At 42.4% G+C, this 23781-nt stretch carries 18 protein-coding genes and 2 pseudogenes; 18 read left to right on the forward strand and 2 right to left on the reverse strand.

The genetic code is table 11. The features are described 5' to 3' along the window. Positions 1-221: 221 nt before the first annotated feature. The 3 genes and pseudogenes from zwf to O2Q26_RS01105 form a co-directional block, all read left to right on the forward strand. The gene (gene zwf, locus O2Q26_RS01095; RefSeq protein ID WP_289214193.1) at positions 222-1673 is read left to right on the forward strand and encodes a glucose-6-phosphate dehydrogenase; all 1452 of its coding nucleotides are present in this window, start codon (positions 222-224) and stop codon (positions 1671-1673) included. Between the two features lie 59 nt (positions 1674-1732). Continuing rightward, on the forward strand, positions 1733-3142 hold the full coding sequence (gene gnd, locus O2Q26_RS01100; RefSeq protein WP_289214194.1) for an NADP-dependent phosphogluconate dehydrogenase: 1410 nt from the start codon (positions 1733-1735) through the stop codon (positions 3140-3142). Positions 3143-3329: 187 nt separating this feature from the next. Then, positions 3330-3533: pseudogene (locus O2Q26_RS01105) on the forward strand (VOC family protein); the annotation flags it as partial. A 298-nt stretch (positions 3534-3831) separates the two neighbouring features. Here the strand turns inward: O2Q26_RS01105 and O2Q26_RS01115 are convergent. Both O2Q26_RS01115 and O2Q26_RS01120 read right to left on the reverse strand, forming a co-directional pair. Beyond that, a pseudogene (locus tag O2Q26_RS01115) lies at positions 3832-4492 on the reverse strand (DUF4352 domain-containing protein). 860 nt (positions 4493-5352) lie between these two features. Continuing rightward, complete coding sequence (locus O2Q26_RS01120; protein WP_289214197.1) at positions 5353-5970, reverse strand: cyclase family protein; 618 nt, start codon at positions 5968-5970, stop codon at positions 5353-5355. Between the two features lie 164 nt (positions 5971-6134). Here O2Q26_RS01120 and O2Q26_RS01125 point away from each other — a divergent pair, with 164 nt between their 5' ends. The 15 genes from O2Q26_RS01125 to O2Q26_RS01195 all read left to right on the forward strand — a co-directional run bounded on the left by O2Q26_RS01125 (position 6135) and on the right by O2Q26_RS01195 (position 23732). Next, positions 6135-6350, forward strand: a complete 216-nt coding sequence (locus O2Q26_RS01125) for a hypothetical protein (RefSeq protein ID WP_289214198.1) — start codon at positions 6135-6137, stop codon at positions 6348-6350. Positions 6351-6429: 79 nt separating this feature from the next. Next, a complete protein-coding gene (locus O2Q26_RS01130) occupies positions 6430-7494 on the forward strand; it encodes an AI-2E family transporter (RefSeq protein WP_289214199.1) in 1065 nt (354 codons plus the stop codon). A gap of 66 nt (positions 7495-7560) precedes the next feature. Beyond that, positions 7561-8628, forward strand: a complete 1068-nt coding sequence (locus tag O2Q26_RS01135; protein ID WP_289214200.1) for an ABC transporter ATP-binding protein — start codon at positions 7561-7563, stop codon at positions 8626-8628. Continuing rightward, on the forward strand, positions 8625-10151 hold the full coding sequence (locus tag O2Q26_RS01140; protein ID WP_289214201.1) for an ABC transporter permease/substrate-binding protein: 1527 nt from the start codon (positions 8625-8627) through the stop codon (positions 10149-10151). The genes O2Q26_RS01135 and O2Q26_RS01140 overlap by 4 nt, the downstream gene beginning before the upstream one ends. 12 nt (positions 10152-10163) lie before the next feature. Beyond that, positions 10164-10574 (forward strand): CoA-binding protein, encoded by a 411-nt coding sequence (locus O2Q26_RS01145; protein WP_289214202.1) that lies wholly within the window; start codon positions 10164-10166, stop codon positions 10572-10574. Positions 10575-10766: 192 nt separating this feature from the next. After that, a complete protein-coding gene (gene parE / locus O2Q26_RS01150; RefSeq protein WP_289214203.1) occupies positions 10767-12719 on the forward strand; it encodes a DNA topoisomerase IV subunit B in 1953 nt (650 codons plus the stop codon). Positions 12720-12734: 15 nt separating this feature from the next. Further along, complete coding sequence (gene parC, locus O2Q26_RS01155; protein WP_289214204.1) at positions 12735-15185, forward strand: DNA topoisomerase IV subunit A; 2451 nt, start codon at positions 12735-12737, stop codon at positions 15183-15185. Positions 15186-15388: 203 nt separating this feature from the next. Beyond that, positions 15389-16018, forward strand: a complete 630-nt coding sequence (locus O2Q26_RS01160; RefSeq protein WP_289214205.1) for a TetR/AcrR family transcriptional regulator — start codon at positions 15389-15391, stop codon at positions 16016-16018. 64 nt (positions 16019-16082) lie between these two features. After that, the gene (locus O2Q26_RS01165) at positions 16083-17225 is read left to right on the forward strand and encodes an acyl-CoA dehydrogenase (RefSeq protein WP_289214206.1); all 1143 of its coding nucleotides are present in this window, start codon (positions 16083-16085) and stop codon (positions 17223-17225) included. A 26-nt stretch (positions 17226-17251) separates the two neighbouring features. Then, entirely contained in the window at positions 17252-18892 is a 1641-nt protein-coding gene (locus O2Q26_RS01170) for an AMP-binding protein (protein WP_289214207.1), read from the forward strand. 13 nt (positions 18893-18905) lie between these two features. Further along, positions 18906-20261, forward strand: coding sequence for an acetyl-CoA carboxylase biotin carboxylase subunit (locus O2Q26_RS01175; RefSeq protein WP_289214208.1), 1356 nt, complete (start codon positions 18906-18908; stop codon positions 20259-20261). A gap of 14 nt (positions 20262-20275) precedes the next feature. Beyond that, positions 20276-20488, forward strand: a complete 213-nt coding sequence (locus tag O2Q26_RS01180) for an acetyl-CoA carboxylase biotin carboxyl carrier protein subunit (RefSeq protein ID WP_253934792.1) — start codon at positions 20276-20278, stop codon at positions 20486-20488. Positions 20489-20500: 12 nt separating this feature from the next. Then, positions 20501-21421, forward strand: a complete 921-nt coding sequence (locus O2Q26_RS01185) for a hydroxymethylglutaryl-CoA lyase (protein WP_289214209.1) — start codon at positions 20501-20503, stop codon at positions 21419-21421. Continuing rightward, the gene (locus O2Q26_RS01190; RefSeq protein WP_289214210.1) at positions 21421-22194 is read left to right on the forward strand and encodes an enoyl-CoA hydratase-related protein; all 774 of its coding nucleotides are present in this window, start codon (positions 21421-21423) and stop codon (positions 22192-22194) included. Before O2Q26_RS01185 ends, O2Q26_RS01190 begins: the two co-directional genes overlap by 1 nt. A 35-nt stretch (positions 22195-22229) precedes the next feature. Next, entirely contained in the window at positions 22230-23732 is a 1503-nt protein-coding gene (locus O2Q26_RS01195) for an acyl-CoA carboxylase subunit beta (RefSeq protein ID WP_289214723.1), read from the forward strand. The last annotated feature ends 49 nt before the right edge of the window (positions 23733-23781 follow it).

A 23781-nucleotide genomic window follows, 5' to 3' on the forward strand; every position in this document is an offset into this window, starting at 1 on the left:
TTTATATAATATTTTATCGCTTTAAAGCCTTTTACCTTTGACATATGATTTATATCATTTAGAATATTGAATTAGTGGCGAATGAATAAGATTAATTACGATCGTTAATGCTTGAGAGAAGGTTCGGAACCAACGTTCAATTGTGAAATCGATCCCAGGTTTCCAAGGAACGAACAGCTCTCTATCATGCAGTATTAACGGGAAAAGTGGAGGAAAAACTATTGGATTCTATATCGTTTATTTTATTTGGCTCGACTGGAGATCTTGCTAAGAGAAAAATTTACCCTGCTTTATATAATTTGTTCATTGAGAAATCTATGCCTCAATCCTTTTCAGTCATCGGATTAGGCCGCAGGGATTGGTCTCACGAAGAATTCCAAAGAAATGTAGAGGATGCAGTATATACATTCTCCAGAAGTTCTGTTGATAAAGAGACGATGGAACAGTTTCTCCAATCTTTCAGATACCATTCATTGGATTTGACGGAGCGCGAAGGATATGACCAACTTCTAAAGGTCGTTCAGGAGCGGGAAAACGAGCTGAACATAGTAGAAAACAGGATGATTTACTTATCAGTCTCACCAAAGTTGTTTGATATTGCGATATCAAATATAGAGAAAAGCGGGCTCACAGATACTAAAGGCTGGAAGCGCTTGATTATTGAAAAACCTTTTGGTCACGATCTTGAGTCGGCAAGAGAATTGAACCGGAGAATAAGTACGGTGTTCGAGGAAAAAGAAATTTACCGCATCGATCATTACCTTGGAAAGCCAATGGTTCAAAATATCGAAGCACTCGAGCATTCAAATCCAGTACTTCAAGCCCTATGGAATAAAGAGTATATTGCCAACATGCAAATTACTGCAAGTGAAATCGTCGGGGTCGAGAGCCGGGCAGGTTATTATGATAAAGTAGGAGCTATTCGCGACATGGTCCAGAACCATATTTTACAACTTTTGATGATGACTTCTATGCACTTGCCGCATGAAATGAATGCTGAAAATGTCCGGAATCAAAAGAAAAAAGTGATGGAGTCTCTACGCCCTCTAACGAAGGCGAACGTAGCAAAAGAAGTTATCCGCGGACAATATGGTCCTGGGGTTATTAATGATGAGAACGTACCTGGATACTTGGACGAAGAAGGCATCCCGGCCGGCTCACGAAATGATACATTTATCGCAGCGAGGCTGTGGATAGACAACGATTTCTGGGAAGGTGTTCCATTTTATATTAGAACAGGCAAGCGGATGAAGGAAAAGTCTACTCGCATCGTGATTGAATTCAAGAGCCCTGAGGGTAAGAACCGTTTTGAGGATGAAAACCTGGCTCCGAATTTATTAATCATCGAAATCAGTCCTAATAAAGGGGTCACTTTACAGTTGAACAGCAAGAACTCATTGAATAATGGGAAGCTTGAACCTGTGCACATTAACTTTTCCAAAGATCAAAGCGACCTGCCGGAAGCCTATGAACTACTTATAGCAGATGCCATAAAAGGTGATCAGACTTACTTTGCCCATTGGAATGAAGTCGAGTTGTCCTGGCAATGGGTCCAGCCGATTCTGGAAACTTATGAGGAAGACACTGCTCCTCTTCATATTTACGAGGCAGGATCGATGGGACCAAAAGCCGCCAATGAACTGATTAATAAAGAAGGTTTCCGTTGGTGGTAGAAAAAGATGACCCAATCATGGAATAATTAAACTGGAAAAATAAAAAGGAGATGAAGAATTTGACGCAGGAAATTGGTGTAATTGGATTAGCTGTAATGGGAAAAAATTTAGCTTTAAACATTGAAAGCCGAGGGTACTCTGTATCAGTGTACAACCGTACAAAAGAGAAAACGGATGATTTTCTTAACAATGAAGCTGAAGGGAAAAACTTCAATGGAACTTCATCTATTGAGGAATTCGTGAACTCTTTGGAAAAGCCTAGAAAAATCCTTTTAATGGTGAAAGCTGGTCCAGCAACTGATGCTACGATCGAATCGCTTTTACCTCACCTTGATCAAGGAGATATACTTATCGACGGAGGAAACACGTTCTATCAGGATACAATCCGCCGAAATAAAGAATTAGAGGAATCAGGTATCCACTTCATTGGTACTGGAGTTTCAGGCGGGGAAGAAGGAGCTCTGACCGGCCCATCAATTATGCCTGGCGGACAGAAAGAAGCTTACGAACACGTACGTCCTATTCTAGAAGCCATTGCTGCAAGAGTCGAAGATGTTCCTTGTACGACCTACATCGGTCCTAATGGAGCAGGACACTATGTCAAGATGGTTCATAATGGTATTGAATACGGGGATATGCAGCTTATTTCTGAAGCTTATTTCATTTTGAAAAATGTTGTAGGACTGACTGCTCAAGAACTTCATGAAGTATTTTCAGAATGGAATAATGGCGAGCTGGACAGCTACTTAATTGAAATTACGGCTGATATTTTCACTAAAATTGATGAGGAGACAGGCAAACCACTTGTTGACGTTATTTTAGATACGGCAGGACAGAAAGGGACAGGGAAATGGACAAGCATCAGCTCCCTAGAACTCGGAGTACCTCTTCCTGTCATTACAGAATCGGTGTTTTCCCGCTTCCTTTCAGCTATGAAGGAAGAACGTGTGAAAGCCAGCAAGATTTTGAGCGGCCCGGACGTGAAGCCATTTACGGGTGACAAAGCGGAAGTGATTGAGTCTGTACGCAAAGCTCTTTACTTCAGCAAAATCGTTTCTTATGCTCAAGGATTCGCTCAGATGCGTTCGGCTTCAGAGGAAAATGAGTGGAACTTACAGTACGGGGATATCGCCATGATTTTCCGCGGTGGTTGTATCATTCGCGCGCAGTTCCTACAAAAAATCAAAGAGGCTTACGATCGTGAAGCTGACTTAGATAACTTGCTGCTGGATCCGTATTTCAGCAATATTGCTGAGAACTATCAGTCAAGTCTTCGCGAAGTCCTTTCGCTGGCGATTGATCGCGGAATCCCAGTTCCGGCTTTCTCAAGCGCTATCGCTTATTATGACAGTTACCGAACAGAAACACTGCCAGCAAACCTTCTGCAAGCCCAGCGTGACTATTTTGGAGCTCATACGTATCAAAGAATTGATAAAGATGGAGTTTTCCATACAGAATGGCTGAAATAATAGATACACAAAGGATGACGTGCTCAAAAGCACGTCATCCTTTTTAACTGTTGAAAAAGTGTGGAAAACCGTTCTGTTTTGAGTTTAGTATTCAGAATGCTGGAAAACAACTCGTTTTCCAAAAGGGAACGCCATGATTTATCGCTCACTACGTTCGCTGTGGGTATGTAAGTTAAGGCTAAAAGTTAGCTCTGCGGAATTTACCATCGGGCATAATGTAGCCAGTAGAAGGGAAGTCGACGAAGTAATGCAGCAGGCTGAAGCCGCTGGGGCAAAAATTACGGACCCGGCTAAAGATACATTCTGGGGCGGCTACTCCGGTCACTTTCTGGATTTGGATGTGCATCTGTGGGAGGTTGTATGGAACCCTGAATGGGAATTAGAAGATTAAATAGCCTTAGAATATTAAGAAAGCCAGGTTTTGTTAATGATCTGGCTTTCGTTTTAAGATATTTATATTGAATTAGCGTCTTCCGGATAAGGGGGCTTCAGCTTAATATCACAAATCAAAAATCGGTTCCAAAACTAAAGGAACCGATTTTTGAGGCAATGATTTTCTTAATATGGTAAATCAGCATTTTCCTGACAATACCCCTTAATGATTTTTTTCATCGTAGAGGTAGAGGATAATATCCTTACTCTACCTCTATAATTTTCTAACTTGTTTTCGACCATAAATTCATTTCCCATTATTTGAGTTGAACTTTTTCTTCACCTATTTGAATATACCATTTACCTTGAGCAAATCTTTCTTTAGAAACTTCATACACTTCAATCGCAGTAACACTGATATCAGGGTTTAAGTCAGACAAAATCTTTGAATTATCAATATCTGTTTCCACTGCATAACCACTACTAGCATCAACATCGGAGTCATACATAGTACCCTTTTCGTCAACTAGGTTAATCGAAGGATAAATCAAACATTCCCACGGGTTCTTCAGAAACGTTTTTCATTGTATATTGAATGGCTGCAAAAGTTCCCCCATCCGATACCTTCTTACCAAGAAAATCAGGATCTCCGACTACATCCTTCTCTTCAAATTTAATTATACTTATTTCCAACTGATCTCCCTTGGCTGTAAAAGTATCGCCAATACTATAGACGGTTTCTTCACTTTCAGACTTAGCTTTTGTCTCATTTTCAATGCTAACTGTTGAAGCTTCTTCACTTCCAGCCCCACTTAATGCACTTCCTAAAATAGATATAAGGATAATACCAGCAATAAACGTCATTACTTTGTGCCTCATAAACCAGTTCCGTTGATCTTTTCCGCAGTCTGGACATTTCTTAACACCCTTTGCAATATCCTTTTCACATGCTTTGCATGACACCAATTTTGACATAATTGAAAAGCCCCCTAATTATAATGTATGACTCTATTTAATATTACTTCAATATTGAGATTTAATCTATAAAATATGGTTTTATTGTAAAATATCATTAATAATGGGATAATCAGGGTTGGAAAAACAAGAAGGCAAAAACAACCGTACTTAAATTTTAGGGTTTGAATTTTTTTGTCTTTTAGGGGTAACGCCAAAAAGTCTATATCCGGAACATATCTACCGATACAACTATTCAATCCTGTTCTTTAGTCCACTAATTGATATTATAAGTGCTTTTATGGTGAAAGGATGGAAGAAGTGGTTGCTTATTTTTATCAAAATTTTCTTTGTCATCAGATTTCTTCTGATGATTATGGGATGTGAAATATAAAAAATAGAAAGGCAACTGTAACAGATGAAGAGGGGGTGGCAAAAGTTCAGTTTGATAGCTGGCATTCAACATACAGGAACATAGTACCTGACGAGTATTAAGGAAGATGACCTAAGAGTCGGGATGCTGCAGATACCATAAATTTTCTTGATATTCACAGAACAATCTAGCGGAAGACTTCTTGCAATGGTGCAAACATTTTGAAAATAAAAGAATATATATATAGTTTCTCACGATGGAACGATTACATCGTACAGTCAGATTATTCTTGGTAAAGAACTTACAAGAAATGATTTCCCTAAAGAAACTAGGGCTTTAGTTGAAAAAGTCCAATATAAGAAATAAGAACTATTACTTCACAACTTAAGTTGCAATTTTCAGCTATAAAAGCGGCTATAAAATCTTCACGCTAAAAAAATGCCTAACAAATTCACAAAAAATTTGTTAGGCATTTCCTATTGCATTTTAAAGTGTGTCTTCTTTTTAAAAGTTATTGATCTTTATCAAACAGTACAACTCTGGCAGGTGATGCATCAGTACCGATTAATTTCATCGGAGCTGCAATCATCTGGTACGCTTTAGCGCCCACATCTTTTAAACGTAAGCCCTCTATGACAATTATATCTGCAGCGAATAAAGCCTTGTGTGTCGGATGCTCAGGCTGACTGCGCTCAATACCTAAAGAGTCTATACCTACACCGCGAATCTTCTTCTCTGCTAAATAGCGTGCCCCATCTTCTTTTAAATAGATGAATTCAAAATTGAAGTCATCTTCGAATGAATTTTTCGTCTTCAACAGTAGAAAATCATTTTCTTCAATCGTTACACTCTCTAAGTCAGCTTTAGTGATTCCGTCTTCTACATGGGTAAGGTCCAATACTTTCGCTTCACCAATCAACTTGTTCATCGAAATCGATTCGAACGTGTCTCCATCATTCACCATATGTAACGGTGCATCGATATGCGTCCCCGTGTGGGCATCAATTTCTAAGCGAGATTCAGTGACATGGCCGTTCGTGTTCCTTTTAAAGTTCGGTTGTTTTTCAGGCTTGTTTTTATAAACAGGCATTCCTTCATAAACAGGCTGGGTAATATCAATCATTTTCATAATAAAACTCCTTTCATGAGCATGTTTTATTCGTCACTACTATTCTTACATGCTTTATCTTTCGTAGCAAACGATAGGTGAGCAACGGGTCTCTTTTCTCACGTGAAAAAGAGGAATTTATCACGTTTTGTCGAAAGATTTATATAAACAGGGGTGTGATCGTGATGCAGCAAATCAACTTATTTGAAATAGGCGCAGAAAATGAGGATCCTTTATACATCCAATTGAAGGGTTTGAATCATGAAGAAGAGCGCAAAAATATTTCGGTTTTTGATGTTTATTATAACCAGTTCGGCCTCTATGAAATTGAAAGTGATGATATTCATGTATGTTTTCATTCTATCGATGAATGCTACAGCTACTTACGTAAGCATGTATAAAAATTTTTAACTTGTAAGGTTAGTACAGCTGGTAATGAGGTATACACTCCTTATAAACTGTAATGACGGAGGTATACATATGTGGTATCAAAAGCCATTTTTTAAATACATAACGGGATTAATCCTGGTTTTAGTCGCTATTTTTTTTCTTGATTTGCTGCACTTCTTTTCACCTATCCAAACGATAATAAGTACACTATTTTTTCCGATATTAATAGCAGGGTTCTTATATTATATATTGAATCCTTTTGTGCGATGGATTTCTAAAATCAAGTATATACCTGTTTCAGGGAGTATATTACTTGTATACACGGTGATTGCCGGTATAATTTATTCTGCGTATACGCTACTTGCGAGTACCATTAGAGAACAATTTTCAGGGCTATCCAATGACCTTCCGGAAAAATTGAAGAAGCGTGCGAAAGAAACGGAGCAGATGATTGAAGAAAATGATAGAGGGATGATTGGGGATGTTCGACAGACCGTGACCAGTTTTTTCAGCGATCTTGCCCAGACAGCTGGGGATAATGCGATAGAAATCTTTTCTACAATTACCGGAGCATTAACAGTCCTTATTGTTGTACCCTTTGTGCTTTTTTATTTTTTAAAGGATGACCATCGATTAATCCCTTTCCTGCTCCGATTTATTCCTGGGAACCACCAGCAGGAAGGAAAAAAACTATTAAAAAATATCGATCAGACACTTGGTGCGTATATAATCGGACAAATTACGGTGGCCTTTACTGACGGGGTATTAATGTACATCGGTTATTTGATTATCGGACTGGATTATGCCCTTGTTTTGGCTGTATTCGTTTTTGTGACGGCTGTCGTGCCTTTTTTTGGTCCGATCATCGGCGTTCTTCCGGCTCTCGTAGTCAGTCTGACTCAGGAGCCTACTATGGTGATATACGTGCTTGTATTGCTGGTCATCGTCCAGCAGCTGGAGGGGAATATCGTAGCTCCGGTCGTATTAGGTAACAGGTTGGATCTTCATCCGTTAACAATTATTCTACTCTTAATTGTAGCAGCGGCTTTATATGGTTTTATCGGGATGCTGATTGCAGTGCCTCTATACGCAGTGTTCAAAGTCACTATAAAAAATTTATATCAATTTTTCAGGCTGCGAAAAGTCTTGAAGTAAAATGTTTCGAATAAAAGATGTTCGGGGAATACATTGTGCATATTTGTTTTTAAGGGGAGAAATGGAATGATTACTTTTAAGGATGTTACGAAGACATATCCTGATGGAACGTCAGCTCTAAAATCAATTAATTTAAACGTTAAAGACGGTGAGTTATTGACACTTATCGGACCAAGCGGCTGTGGAAAAACCACGACGATGAAAATGATTAACCGATTAATAGAACCTACTGAGGGCGAGGTTCTTATACATAATAAAAATATTCAAGAGTACAACATCCATGAGTTAAGATGGAATATTGGTTACGTTTTACAGGAAATCGCTTTGTTTCCACACATGACGATTGAAGAGAATATTTCGATCGTTCCAGAAATGAAGAAATGGAAGAAAAAAGATCTTTCCGTCCGTATTGACGAATTAATGGACATGGTAGGTCTCGATTCAGTGAAGCACCGGAAGAGAAAGCCGAGTGAGCTTTCCGGGGGGCAGCAGCAGCGTGTCGGTGTTCTTCGTGCTCTGGCAGCCGACCCGGATATTATCTTAATGGATGAACCTTTCAGCGCACTGGATCCCATTAGCCGCGAACAATTACAAAAAGACATACTATCTCTGCATAAGGAAATAAAAAAGACGATCGTATTTGTGACTCATGACATTGATGAAGCTCTCGCTATGGGTGACCGCGTCTGTATCATGCGGGAGGGGACTATAGTACAAGTTGATAAACCTCAAAATCTCATTTTGAATCCGGTCGACAAGTTCGTAGAAGATTTTATCGGCGAACGGAAATCAGCATGGGAGACAGCTGTAGACGTTATGATTGATCAGTCTAAACAGCAGCTCTTCACTATGAAGGAATATGAGGACGGATTAGTTCCGGATAACAGCACGTGTGTGATTATCCATGTGGATTCAACATTAGCTTTCGGCCTGGATAATGGAGAGAAAGCAGATATGCCCATACTTGAGCATGGGCAAACGTTGAGGAATGCTATGGACACTTTTGAGAATGTGGACTACCCTTTACTGCCTGTAGCTAGACAAGGAAAGGTGATCGGCACTCTTTCCTATAAGGATATGGTGATGCACCTTAAGAAGAATAGTAAGCCAGCGAACGGAGTGGTGCAGAAGTGAACGGGTTAATAGACGTTTTTCAGCAGAGGCAAGATATCTTTCTTGAAAAAATTTGGGAGCATTTGCAAATATCCATCATCGCTCTCGTTATAGCTACATTGATTTCTGTTCCATTAGGACTGCTTTTAACGAGAAATAAAAAGCTGGCAGAACCTATTATAGGCGTGACGGCGGTTTTACAAACGATTCCAAGTTTGGCGGTTCTGGCCTTTTTGATTCCATTTTTCGGAATCGGACAGACGCCCGCCATCATCGCTTTAACAGCGTACGGTCTTTTACCGATCTTAAGGAATACGTATACGGGCATAAAAGAAGTGAACCCGGCTCTAAAAGAAGCGGCGACGGGGATGGGGATGAATTCTTTTAGAAGATTATCCAAAGTTGAATTACCGCTCGCCATGCCTGTAATTATGGCTGGAATTCGTACCTCGATGGTACTTATCGTTGGAACTACAACAATCGCCGCGTTAATTGGAGCAGGTGGATTAGGCGACCTCATTCTTCTCGGTCTCGACCGGGGCGGAGATGCCAACCTTATTCTTTTAGGGGCAATACCCGCAGCCATATTGGCCATTGTACTCGACTTGATTCTGCGATTGTTTGAGCGTACATCCGCAAAATCCGGTTTCCGCTCGCTTGTTACTTTACTTGTTATCGCCGCGCTTGTTGCTGTCGGACCGCTGGCTTTTGGAGGGAAAGTACAAAATGATATTACTATTGGCGCTAAACAGGGGGCCGAACCGGCTATATTAATTAATATGTATAAGCTTCTCATTGAAGAGGAGACGGATATAAGTGTCGGATTAGAAGAGAACTTAGGAAAAACTGATTTAGTGTTTAGTGCGCTGCAAGAAGGAAGTATTGACATGTATCCAGAATTTACGGGAACAGCCATCGTTTCCTTACTGGACAGTGAAGCAGAAAGTAACGATTCTGATGAAGTATATGAACAAGCAAGAGAAGGAATGTCTGAAGAGTTCGGCCTTGCGTTTTTAGACCCAATGGAGTTTAATAATACGTACGCAGTTGCAACAACTGAAGAGACAGCGGAACAGTATGATTTAGAAACGATTGGTGACCTTCAAGAAGTGGAAGATGAAATCACAGCTGGTTTCACCCTGGAGTTCAATGACCGTCAAGACGGCTATCAGGGGATGAAAGAAATATACGGACTCGATTTAGGTGAAGTTCGGACGATGGATCCAGGATTGAGGCAAGGAGCTATCGAGGATGGGGAAGTTGATATCATTGATGCCTACGCCACCGATGCGTATATGATTGATTTAAATCTCACGACGCTTGACGATCCAGAGAACCTTTTCCCTCCTTACCAAGGTGCACCTTTGATGAGAGAGGATACATTGGAACAATACCCTGAGATTGAAGATGCCCTAAGTCAGCTGGGCGGACAGATTAACGAAGAACAGATGCGTGAAATGAACTATGAAGTCGACTTTGACGATCGAGACCCTGAAGAAGTAGCAAGAGAATTTCTTATTGAAGAAGGATTTTTAGAAGAGTAGGAGGAATGAACGATGTTTGAGAATCCTAGTCAAGAAAAAATGCGTGATGTATTACATGCGTCGAAAACCATTGCAGTGGTAGGTTTATCCGATAAACCTCATCGGACCTCATATCAAGTCAGTCAGGCGATGCAGCAAGCCGGTTATAAAATCATCCCTGTTAACCCTACCATCAAAAGTTCTCTTGGTGAGAAGTCTTATTCTTCTCTGCAGGAAATTGAAGAACCTGTAGATATCATCAATGTTTTTCGACGTTCCGCCTTTTTACCGGATATCGCTGAAGAAGCTGCACGTATAAATGCCAAAGCTTTCTGGGCCCAGCAAGGCGTCTATCATGAGAAAGTACCGGATATTTTGAATGAGAATGGTATGCTTGTGATCATGAACAACTGTATCAAGGTAGCGCACAGTATATTGCGGTAAAATGTTAATATTTTTTAAAAAATCCCTGTGGTTACAGGGGTTTTTTCTTGTGAAATTATAAAATTCATTTGCGTCTTTCATTAAAACCGCTACAATATAACAAGCGATGTTTTTATATGGCCGTTTACACTTACGAACATTTGTTCTATTATAGTGATAGGTAGAGTTGTACGGAAAGGAGCCGATGGAAAGTTGTCGAGTCAAAAACAAACGTATTCAGATGATTCCATTCAAGTATTAGAAGGGTTGGAGGCTGTTAGAAAACGGCCGGGCATGTATATAGGGTCTACGGACCAGCGTGGGCTTCACCATTTAATTTTTGAAATTGTCGATAATTCAGTGGATGAAGCATTAGCCGGGTTCGGCAGTCAATTGACTGTGACCCTCCATAAAGACGGAAGTGTTTCTGTAGCGGATGAAGCCAGAGGTATGCCTACAGGGATGCACCAGACAGGAAAACCGACACCTGAAGTTATCTTGACGGTCCTTCATGCAGGAGGTAAATTCGGCCAAGGAGGCTATAAGACAAGTGGTGGTCTGCACGGTGTTGGAGCATCAGTAGTTAACGCCTTGTCCGAATGGTTAGAGGTACACATTTGCCGAGATGGCGAGAAATTTTATCAACGCTTCGAAAATGGCGGTGTTGCTGTAACTTCCCTTCTGAATAAAGGAACTACAAGAAAAACAGGGACGACCATCCGTTTTAAACCGGATGAAACGATATTTTCAGTCACAAAATTCAATTTTGAAACGTTGTCAGAACGCCTTAGAGAGGCGGCTTTCTTATTAAAAGGCTTTAAAATCAAGCTTGTTGATGAACGTGAAGCAGTTGAAGAATCATACCAATATAAAGATGGACTGGAATCTTTCGTGGCGTATTTAAACGAAGAAAAAGATACTCTCCATCCTGTCGTATCTTTCGAAGGAAGCCATGCTGACATTGAAGTGGATTTCGCTTTTCAGTTCAACGACGGTTATACCGACAGCATTTTATCTTTCGTCAACAATGTTCGGACGAAAGATGGAGGGACCCATGAATCAGGAGCGAAATCCGCAATCACGCGAGTGTTCAATGAATATGCGCGCAGAGCGTTATTGTTGAAAGAAAAAGATAAAAACTTGGAAGGAAATGATATCCGCGAAGGGTTTACAGCGATCATTTCAGTTCGGATTCCGGAAGAATTGCTCCAATTTGAAGGTCAGACTAAAAGTAAACTCGGAACTTCGGAAGCCCGTTCTTCTGTGGATGCCGTAGTAGCTGAACAGCTGTCATACTTCTTAGAAGAGAATCCTGATATTTCAACGATGCTCATTAAAAAGGCGATACGAGCTAAAGAAGCTCGCGAAGCGGCTCGAAAAGCCCGTGAAGACGCGCGGTCAGGAAAAAAAAGAAAGCGGAAAGACGCTTTATTAAGTGGTAAACTGACGCCTGCTCAATCAAAAAATGCTCAAAAAAATGAACTTTATCTAGTTGAGGGGGACTCTGCGGGAGGTTCTGCAAAACAGGGACGGGACCGCAAGTTCCAGGCAGTACTGCCTCTTCGAGGAAAAGTCATCAATACCGAAAAAGCTAAAATTGCTGATATTTTTAAGAATGAAGAAATCTCGACGATTATCCATACGATCGGAGCTGGAGTCGGCGGAGACTTTGAACTTGAAGATTGTAATTATGATAAAGTCGTCATCATGACGGACGCCGACACAGACGGAGCTCATATACAGGTTCTGCTGCTAACTTTCTTTTATCGCTATATGCGTCCTTTAGTGGAATCTGGCAAAGTATTTATTGCTCTTCCCCCACTTTATAAAGTGTCGAAAGGGAAAGGGAAGAAAGAAAAGACCGAATATGCTTGGGATGAAGATGGCATGCAAAAGCTATTGAAAGAGTTTAAAAATGGCTATACCATTCAGCGTTACAAAGGTTTAGGAGAAATGAATGCGGATCAGCTCTGGGAAACTACGATGAATCCTGAAACTAGAACCTTGATCCGTGTAACTATTGATGATCTAGCGCGCGCGGAGCGCAGAGTGACGACATTGATGGGAGATAAAGTAGAACCTCGCCGAAAATGGATTGAATCCCACGTTGCTTTCGGTCTAGAAGACGAAGCGAACATTTTAGAAAACGAGAAAATTGAGAAGTAAAAGGGGGATCCTCTGTTGGCTGAGGCAGAAAAGTTTTTAGATTTACCATTAGAAGAAGTGTTGGGCGACCGATTCGGCCGCTATAGTAAATATATAATCCAAGAACGGGCATTGCCGGATGCAAGAGATGGCTTAAAGCCTGTTCAGCGAAGAATATTATATGCGATGCACCAGGAAAAGAACACACACGATAAAGGATTTCGTAAATCAGCGAAGACTGTGGGTACCGTAATCGGTAATTATCATCCCCACGGTGATTCGTCTGTTTATGACGCCATGGTTCGTTTGAGTCAGGATTGGAAAGTGCGGAAGTCATTAGTGGAGATGCATGGAAATAACGGAAGTGTAGACGGAGATCCGCCTGCTGCGATGCGTTATACCGAAGCGAGATTGTCCAGTATCTCTTCAGAGCTTTTACGAGATATTGAAAAAGAGACGGTGGAACACATTCCGAACTTCGATGATACGATCGAAGAACCTACCGTCCTTCCAGCTAAATTTCCTAACCTGTTAGCCAATGGGTCGACAGGGATTTCTGCAGGTTATGCAACGGAAATCCCACCTCATAATTTAGGTGAAGTGATTGATGCGGTGATTATGAGGATTGATAAACCTGAAGCTACGGTGGAGGAGCTGATGACGAAGCTTAAAGGGCCTGATTTTCCAACCGGAGGTATTATTCAGGGAATTGATGGCTTAAAGAAAGCTTACGAAACCGGAAAAGGCAAGATTGTCCTTCGAGGCAAAGCTGAGATTCAGTCTGTTAGAGGCGGCCGTGAGCAAATTATAATAGATGAAATTCCTTTTGAAGTGAATAAAGCGACTTTAGTGAAGCGGATGGACGAATTACGTCTTGACCGTAAAGTTGAAGGAATATCAGAAGTTCGTGACGAAACGGATCGTACGGGAATGCGTGTCGTTATTGAACTTAAAAAAGATGCGAACAGTGAAGGCGTACTGAACTATCTGTATAAACATACAGATTTACAGATCGCTTATAATTTCAATATGGTGGCTATCCATGAACGTACACCGAAACTGCTCAGTCTGCCGATGATGCTCGATGCTTATATTCTCCACCAGCAGGAAGTCGTCACTCGTCAGTCGATCTTTGATCTGAACAAAGCTAAAAAACGAGCGCACATCGTAGAAGGACTGATCAAAGCCATTTCCATATTAGATGAGGTCATTGCTACCATTCGGGCTTCCAAGGATAAACAGGACGCTAAGCAGCAATTGATTGCGGCTTATGGATTTACGGAAGAACAAGCTGAAGCGATTGTTACGTTGCAGCTTTATCGTTTAACGAATACGGATATCACCGAACTTCAAACGGAAGCGGAAAAACTGAGAGAGCAAATCGCCTATTTGGAATCACTTTTAGCGGATGAACGCAAATTGTTCAAAGTCATTAAAACAGATTTGAAGGCAATGAAAAAGAAATACAACGATAACCGTTTAACCGATATTGAAGACAAAGTAGAAGAACTGAAGGTGGATCTCGAAGTAACCGTTGCCAGCGAAGATATTGTGGTATCTGTGACGAAGGATGGCTACATTAAACGAACTAGCTTACGTTCTTACGGGGCTTCAAATGGTGCTGATTTAGCGATCAAAGATGGCGATCATGTGCTGCGTCTTATGGAAATTAATACGACGGATACGATCCTGCTGTTTACGAACCTCGGGAAGTATTTGTATATCCCCGTTCATAAACTTCCGGATATTCGCTGGAAAGATCTCGGCCAGCACATCGCTAATATTGTATCGATCGACAAAGGTGAATATTTAGTCGACGCTATTCCTATCAGGGAATTCAATGACGATCAATTTTTAATCTTCTTTACGAAAAATGGGATGGTCAAGAAGAGTGAGCTTCAACTTTACCAGGCCACTCGTCATTCAAAACCGCTAGTTGCCGTTAACCTGAAAGGAAATGATGAAGTCGTGGATGTTCATGTTACAGATGGACAATGCGATATCTTCCTGGCTTCCAATAAAGCCTACGGCCTCTGGTATCATGAAAGTGAAGTGAATACTGTAGGGCAGCGGGCTGCAGGTGTGAAAGCTATACAGCTGAAAGAGGGAGAAGAAGTCGTCTCAGGGCAGGTGTTTTCATCTGATAAAGATCCTTCCCTTATATTGACCACTCACCGAGCTGCCGTGAAAAGGATGAAACTTAAAGAATTCGAGCGTACCACCCGGGCTAAACGAGGTGTTATTATGCTTCGGGAATTGAAAAAAGACCCTCACAAGGTGGTTGATGTTCACGTCGTTTCCAGTCAGGATGCCGTAGTCATCAAGTCTGCTAAAGGAAAAGTGAGTACAGTAAAACCGATGGATTTCAAAGCGAATGATCGTTACAGCAATGGCTCTTACATTATGGACAGCGATCAAAGCGGACAAATCATTGAAACCTGGGTGGAGCCGATTTACTCTACACCTTTTAAAAAAGATGAATCGTAATGTGAAAGACTTTTTCTCATCTGAGGAAAAGTCTTTTTTTGTATAATACTTGGTGCTGTTGAATACTTGCTGCTTTTTAAAGCAGGAGACAGCTAATCTTTATCAGTCGTTTTTACACGAAGTTTTTTTCTGAATAATGTTAATATTGTGTTTTCATTTTATTATGGTAAGATGAATTTATATTCAGTCTGAGGGGATGGTGTATGTTAAATTTAAGAGATAAAATCATAGAACAGTCTCTAATTCTTTTTGATGAAAATGGATTTCACGGCGTGACGGTAAAGCAAATTGTCGAAGCCTCGAACACATCTAAAGGTGGATTCTATCATCATTTTCATTCTAAGGAAGAGCTTCTTTTCGTCATCCACGATGCCTTCATTACATATGTATCAAAAGAAGCGAAAGCCGCGAACGAAACCCATACTTCTCCGGTTGAAAAAATACAGGCGATCATCAGGTCTTTCGTTAAAGTTTTCGATCTTTACAAACCTCATATCTCCGTTTTTTATCAGGAGAGTATGTACTTAAAGCCCGAATATGAACAGCAGATTAAAAAGAAACGCGATGAATTCAAGCAGATGATTCTGCAAGTCATCGAGGAAGGGCAGCGGATGGGTTATTTCAGAAAAGAACTGCCGCCGATTCTTACAACCATGGCCATCCTTGGTATGGTCAACTGGATATACAAGTGGTATCGCCGGGACGGAGAATATTCGATAGATGAAATTGCTGATGTGTTCATTGATTTAATTTTACATTCCTTGTTGCCTTCTGTTGAAGGGGAGTATAGGAGTCAAATGCTCACCATTCCTTTTTTTTACGACAAAAAGTAAACGCTTACAATATTTTTGTCCACTACAGACCAACCAGTCGGTCTTTACATGAAGGGGAGATTTTATGAATTTCGAGTTGACGAAAGAGCAGGAAATGACGAGGAAAATGGTTCGGGATTTTGCAGACGGGGTCATCCGCCCCCGTGCGATAGAAATAGACGAAAAAGCTGAGTTTCCTAAAGACATCTTTGATGAAATGGGGAAGCTTGGTCTGCTTGGTATTCCATTCCCTGAAGAATACGGCGGATCGGGAGGAGATACCGTTACTTACGCTCTCGCTGTTGAAGAAATAGGCAAGGTATGCGGATCAACAGGCTTAAGCTATGCTGCAGCGGTCTCTTTGGGAGCGAGCCCTCTTTACTATTTTGGAACTGAGGAGCAGAAGAAGCAGTTCCTCGTTCCTCTCGCTAAAGGAGAAGGGTTAGGATCGTTTGGCCTGACGGAGCCGAATGCAGGCTCAGACGCCGGAGGTACGAAGACGCGAGCTGAACTTAAAAACGGCCATTACGTCATTAACGGGGAAAAATGCTGGATCACCAATGCTGAGTATGCGCGTTCGATTATAGTGACGGCAGTTTCAGGCAAACGAGCCGACGGAAAAAACATCATCTCCGCGTTCATCATCCCTAAAGACACGCCGGGTATGAAGATTACAAGTCCTTATGAAAAGATGGGCGTGCGTGGATCCAATACGTCGGAGATTATTTTAGAGGATGTCGAGGTACCGGAAGAAAATCTTTTAGGTGACCCTGAAAAAGGCTTCAAGCAGTTCTTATACACTCTTGATGGTGGGCGTATTTCCATTGCGGCTCTTGCTGTTGGTATAGCTCAGGCTTCTCTCGATAAAGCACTCGCTTATGCTAAGGAAAGAAAACAATTCGGTCAATCCATTTCAAATTTCCAGGCGATTCAGTTTAAGTTAGCTGATATGGCGATGGAAGTGGAGCTGGCTCGCAATATGGTGATGAAAGCGGCGTGGCTGAAAGATCAAGGCAAACCTTTTGCTAAAGAAGCGGCGTTTGCTAAGTTGTATGCTTCTGAAACCTCATTCCGCTCATCGAACGAGGCTATTCAAATACATGGCGGCTATGGATATATGCGTGAATATGAGGTGGAAAGATATTTACGGGATGCCAAACTGCTGGAAATCGGAGAAGGAACGTCTGAAATTCAACGCTTGGTGATTGCTCGTCAATTGGGCTGTTAGTTCCTTAATCTAAGAGGAGGTTATATATGAGTTTATTGAATTTGACGGTTGGTGAGTTATTAGAACAGCAAGCCGATCAGTATCCGGACCACGAGGCCTTTGTGTATCCTGAGCTAGGGTTGCGAAAAAACTATAAGGAATTCAATGACCTGGCCAATGAAGCCGCTCGTGGATTTATGTCTTTAGGGATTGATAAGGAAGACCATGTGGCTATTTGGTCAGATAACAAACCTGAGTGGCTCGTCTCTCAATTTGCTACAGGGAAAATGGGCGCTGTTTTAGTCACGGTGAATACAAACTACAGAGCGCAGGAACTCGAATATTTATTACGACAGTCTGATGCTTCCACGTTAATTTTAGCAGAAGAATTCCGTGGCGTGTCTTATATAGACATTTTAAAGGAGATCTGTCCTGAGCTCGAGCATTCCCCTAAAGGAGAGCTTCACAGTGCCAGGCTCCCTCGGTTGAAAAATGTTATCGTGCTCGGTGAAAAAGAATACGCAGGCTGTTATACGTGGAAGGACATCGTAAAAGCAAGTGAATCTGTCAGTCCAGAAACCCTTAGGAAAAAACAAGAGTCGCTTCACTGTGATGACGTAATCAATATGCAATATACGTCCGGTACAACCGGCTTTCCAAAAGGCGTCATGCTCAGTCATCACAATATTGTAAATAACGGCAATCAAGTCGCGGATTGCATGCGTCTTTCATCGGAGGACCGCTTATGTATTCCGGTTCCATTTTTCCACTGTTTCGGATGTGTACTGGGAACGATGGCTGCTGTTTCTAAAGCGACGACGATGGTCATTTTAGAACAATTTAACCCTGAACAAGTACTGCGCGCCGTCAAAGAAGAAGCGTGTACAGCACTTCACGGTGTGCCCACGATGTTTATCGCCGAACTGAATGATCCGAGCTTTGAACGGTATAAACCCACTACCTTACGGACGGGAATCATGGCTGGCTCGACTTGTCCTATGGAAGTGATGAAAAACGTCATTAATAAAATGGGAGCCGAGGAAATTACGATCGCTTACGGACAAACGGAATCTTCTCCTGTCATTACACAAACGAGAACAGATGACCCGGTCGAATTACGTGTCAGCAGTGTCGGCCGTGCTCATCCGAATGTGGAGGTCAAAGTACTGGACCCAGCGACACAGGAAGAGAGCGAACCCGGTATACCTGGAGAGTTATGCACAAGAGGCTATCTCGTAATGAAGGGCTATTATAAAAATGAAGAAGCGACCGAGGCGACGATTGACCCTGATGGCTGGCTTCATACAGGAGACATCGCTGTCATGGATGAAGAGGGGTACGTGGAAATCACAGGCCGGATGAAGGATATGATCATTCGTGGCGGAGAAAACGTGTACCCGAGGGAAGTCGAAGAGTTTTTATATCAACATCCGAGCGTCCAGGACGTACAAGTGATCGGCGTGCCCGATCAAAAATATGGTGAAGAAATCATGGCCTTCATTATTGCTAAGGAAGGCACGGTACCGTCTGAAGAAAACATTCGCACATTCTGTGAAGGAAAAATTTCCAAGCATAAAATCCCTAGATATATTCGGTTTACGCATGAATACCCAATGACAGCGAGTGGTAAAATCCAAAAATATAAATTGAAGGAAGCAGCTCTTGACTCGATCGGATCGAGAGGATAAGGAGGGTTTTATGATGTTTTCAAAACTATTAATTGCAAACCGGGGAGAGATCGCTTCACGAATCATACGCACCTGTCAACGCTTGAACATTCGAACGGTCGCGGTTTATTCCGAAGCAGATCAGGAGGCTCCCTTCGTTAAAGAAGCGGATGAAAGCTACTTGATAGGGAAACCGAGAGTGAACGAATCCTACTTGAAGATCGATAACATTATAAAAGCAGCGAAGGAAACCAATGCAGAAGCGATCCACCCGGGATATGGTCTGCTAAGTGAGCATGCCGGCTTTGCGAAAAGAGTGAGAGAAGAAGGTTTGACGTTTATCGGACCTACCTCTGAATTGATTGCCATGATGGGGGATAAAATTGCTGCCCGGCAAGCGATGGAAATGGCAGGCGTTCCAGTTGTACCCGGAACGATGGAAGCTGTGGCTGATGTGCAAGAAGCAAAAAAAGTGGCAGAGGAGTTCGGTTACCCCGTCATGTTAAAGGCAGCCGCTGGAGGCGGCGGCATCGGAATGCAGGCTGTCAAAACTACTGAAGAACTTGAAAAGGCATTTGAAGGTAATCAAAAGCGGGCTCAAACATTTTTTGGAGACGGAAAAATGTTCATAGAAAAGCAGATTATAAACCCCCGGCATATCGAAATTCAAGTGCTGGCTGATGAACATGGAAACGCTGTCCATCTGTTTGAGCGGGAGTGTTCGATTCAACGACGGCATCAAAAAGTGATTGAGGAAGCACCTTCTCCTTTTCTTTCTGAAGAAACGAGAAGAAGAATGGGGGAAAGTGCCCTTAAAGCCGTTCAAAAGCTGCGTTACACGAACGCGGGGACGATCGAATTTTTAGTCGATGATCAGGAAAACTTCTATTTCTTAGAAATGAATACAAGACTGCAAGTAGAGCATCCGGTGACAGAGGAAATCACAGGCCTCGATTTAGTTGAACAGCAGCTGCGGATCGCCATTGGTGAAAAGCTGACCTATAAACAGGAGGATCTGTTCATCCAGGGGCATGCGATTGAAGCACGCGTCTATGCAGAAGATTCCAATACGTTTTATCCGTCACCAGGTCAGTTGACGAAGCTTACACTTCCTAAAGGCGACGGCGTTCGTCATGAGCTCGCAGTAAACGGAAATTCGCAAGTCACTCCGTTTTATGATCCTATGATTGCCAAACTGGTCGTCCATGCGGATACGAGGAAGGAAGCGATTGAAAAGCTGACCAAAGCGCTGCACCAATACGAAATCGAAGGCATCAAATGTAACTTAACGATGTTGAAACGAATCGTCACCCATGAACAGTTCATATCTGGAGAGGCTACTACATCATTTATTGAAGACTATTACTTACCATCACTTACTAATCAATAAAAGGGGAGAAAAACATGAACGAAATTAAAGCATCCATGGCAGGCAGTGTTTGGAAAATTGTTGCAAATGAAGGGGAATCCGTAACATCCGGCCAAGATGTCGTCATCTTAGAATCTATGAAAATGGAAATACCGATTCCTGCAGAGCAAGACGGCACAGTCAAAGAACTTAAAGTAGGAGAAGGAGATTTTGTCAATGAAGGGGACGTTATTGCGATTATTGAATAATGGAGGGGTTACATGCAAGCGTGGCCGGAATTCGTCACTGTCAAGGAAGTCGGCCCCCGGGATGGTTTACAAAACGAGTCATCCCACATACCGACGAATGTAAAAATCGAATGGATCAATTTACTTTCAGAAGCAGGTTTCATTTCGATCGAAATCAGTTCGTTCGTGCATCCTAAGTGGATTCCACAGTTAAAAGATGCTAAGGAAGTAGCGACAGCCATTAGGCGAAATGATCAAATTACGTATGCCGCGCTAGTCCCTAACAAAAAAGGACTTGAGGCCGCCATCGAAACGAACGTCGATGAAGTGGCCGTGTTCATATCAGCGAGTGAATCGCACAATCAAAACAATATTAATAAATCGATAGAACAGACGTATCCCGTCCTGCGGGAAGTTGTAGAGGAAGCGAAGTATCACCAAAAACGGGTGCGTGGTTATCTTTCCACAGCGTTTGGCTGTCCGTATGAGGGCGATGTCCCTATTCAGCAAGTGATCGACGTAGCTGCTCGGCTACTGGATATGGGAATTGATGAGATTTCATTTGGAGATACAATCGGCGTGGCCAACCCTAAGCAAGTTGATGACATGCTTACAAAAATTAAACAAGAACTCGACATGGAGCGGGTCGCCATGCATTTTCATAATACCCACGGCATGGCACTGGCAAATGTGCTTGTATCATTGGAGCACGGGGTTACGACTTTTGACAGCTCACTGGGCGGTTTAGGTGGATGCCCTTACGCAAAAGGAGCTTCGGGCAATCTTGCAACCGATGATCTCGTGCATATGCTTCATCAAATGGGGATAGAGACAGGCATACAAGAAGACAGAATGAGAGAAGCTGCATCTTATATCCAAGAGGCATTAGGGAAACCTTTACCGAGCCATCAAATGCAAGTCATCAACCGGATGAAACAGGGGGAGTCATTGTAATGGGTTTAGTAGAAGTGACGTATGACGAGCATATCGTGATGATCACGCTTACCCGCGAGGAGGCAGCGAACAGCTTATCCCATAAGCTTCTCGATGAACTTTCGAGCGCTGCAGAAGAAGTGGAGCAATCTGATGCGAGAGCGGCTATTATTACGGGAGCAGGTTCGAAAGCATTTTGTGCAGGAGCTGATCTTAAGGAACGTGCCGGAATGACGGAAGAGCAGGTCGTAAATACCGTAAGAAAAATCGGCGAAACGTTACGTAAAATAGAAAACCTTTCGATTCCTACGATCGCTATGATAAATGGAGCGGCTTATGGAGGCGGATTGGAATTGGCCCTTTGCTGTGACTTGCGATTGATGACTGAAAACGCAAAAGTCGGCTTGACGGAAACATCTTTAGCGATCATCCCCGGTGCAGGAGGTACGCAGCGTTTGCCCCGGCTAATTGGAATCGGGCAGGCTAAAAAAATGATTTTTACCGGTCAGCCTATAACCGCGGATCAGGCTTTGCAAATCCATTTAGTCGAAGGCGTCTATCCGCAGGAGCACCTTTATGAGGAAACGGTTGAATTAGCGCGGCGTATTTCTCATAATGGCCCGATCGCGTTAAAGATGGCGAAACAATCGATTAGGCAAGGTATAGAAACAGACCTGCAGTCAGGTCTTGAACTGGAGCATGAGAACTATAAACAAACAATCCCTACGCGCGATCGGCTGGAGGGGTTAAAGGCTTTTAAAGAAAAGCGCAAACCTGAGTATACAGGAAAGTGAAGGAGGGGAAGTCATTGAACGAAACGTTACAGGATATGTACGAAAAAATAGCTTCAGGTGGAGCGGAGAAATATCATGAAAGTAATCAACAGAAAGGGAAGATGTTCGTTCGTGAGCGTCTTCAATTGTTATTTGATGATGACTTAAGTATAGAAGATGCTTTTTTCGCGAATTGTACAGATGGTTCTCTGCCCGCTGACGGTGTAGTCACTGGGATTGGTAAAATCAATGGGGAACAAGTGTGTGTAATGGCGAATGACTCGACAGTAAAAGCAGGCTCATGGGGAGCGCGTACTGTGGAGAAAATCATAAGAATTCAAGAAACAGCGATGAAACTTCAGCTTCCGATGCTTTACTTAGTTGATTCAGCCGGAGCAAGAATTACCGACCAGGTGGACATGTTCCCAAATCGGAGAGGGGCTGGGCGGATTTTTCATAATCAAATCAAGCTTTCCGGCCGAGTGCCGCAAATCTGTCTTCTGTTTGGTCCATCTGCAGCTGGAGGCGCCTATATTCCGGCATTTTGTGACATCGTCGTTATGGTAGATGGGAATGCTTCTATGTATCTCGGCTCTCCAAGAATGGCTGAGAAAGTTATCGGAGAGAAAGTCAGCCTTGAAGAAATGGGTGGTGCTAATATGCACTGTTCTGTCTCAGGCTGCGGGGATGTCTTAGCGAAAGACGAGAAAGAAGCGATTGATTATGCGAGACGCTACCTCAGTTATTTTCCTTCGAATTTTAAGCATGTGCCGAAGAGACAGGAGTCGATTGAACCTGCTTCGTTCGAAAAAAACATAGCTGACCTCATTCCGGAAAATCAGAATGCTCCATTTGATATGTACCAGCTGATTGATCGTTTAATCGATGAAGCGACGTTCTGTGAGATTAAAAAGAAATTTGCTCCTGAACTGATCACCGGCCTTTCAAGAATTGATGGACGAACGGTAGGGATCATAGCAAACCAGCCAAAAGCAAAAGGCGGCGTGCTTTTTCCAGACTCTGCTGATAAAGCCGCGAAGTTCATGCAGCTCTGTGATGCGTTTAATATACCGCTGCTTTTCTTAGTCGATATCCCGGGCTTCATGATTGGTACGAGAGTGGAAAGGGCAGGAATCATCCGCCACGGGGCCAAAATGCTCTCAGCTATGAGTGAAGCGACGGTACCAAAGATTTCTGTAGTGGTAAGAAAAGCATATGGTGCAGGGTTGTATGCCATGGCTGGACCTGCGTTCGAGCCGGATGCGTGCATTGCCCTGCCGACAGCACAAATTGCCGTGATGGGGCCTGAAGCGGCTGTTAACGCTGTGTATGCGAACAAAATCGCAGCATTAAACGAAGAGGATCGACCTGCTTTTATTAAGGAGAAGCAGGAAGAATATAAAGAGAATATTGATCTATATCGTCTGGCATCGGAAATGGTGCTCGATGATATCGTTCAGCCTGAGAATTTACGAGCTGATCTTGTGCAGCGATTTGAAGCTTATCAGACAAAGGATGTTACGTTCACAGTAAGAAAGCACGGGGTTTATCCTGTATGAGAAAAGGGCACCTTACGTAGCTCCATTTCCATTCAGAAACATACTTAAT

Origin of the sequence: Halobacillus campisalis, assembly GCF_030345335.1 — a bacterium.
Lineage (GTDB): Bacteria > Bacillota > Bacilli > Bacillales > Halobacillaceae > Halobacillus_A > Halobacillus_A campisalis.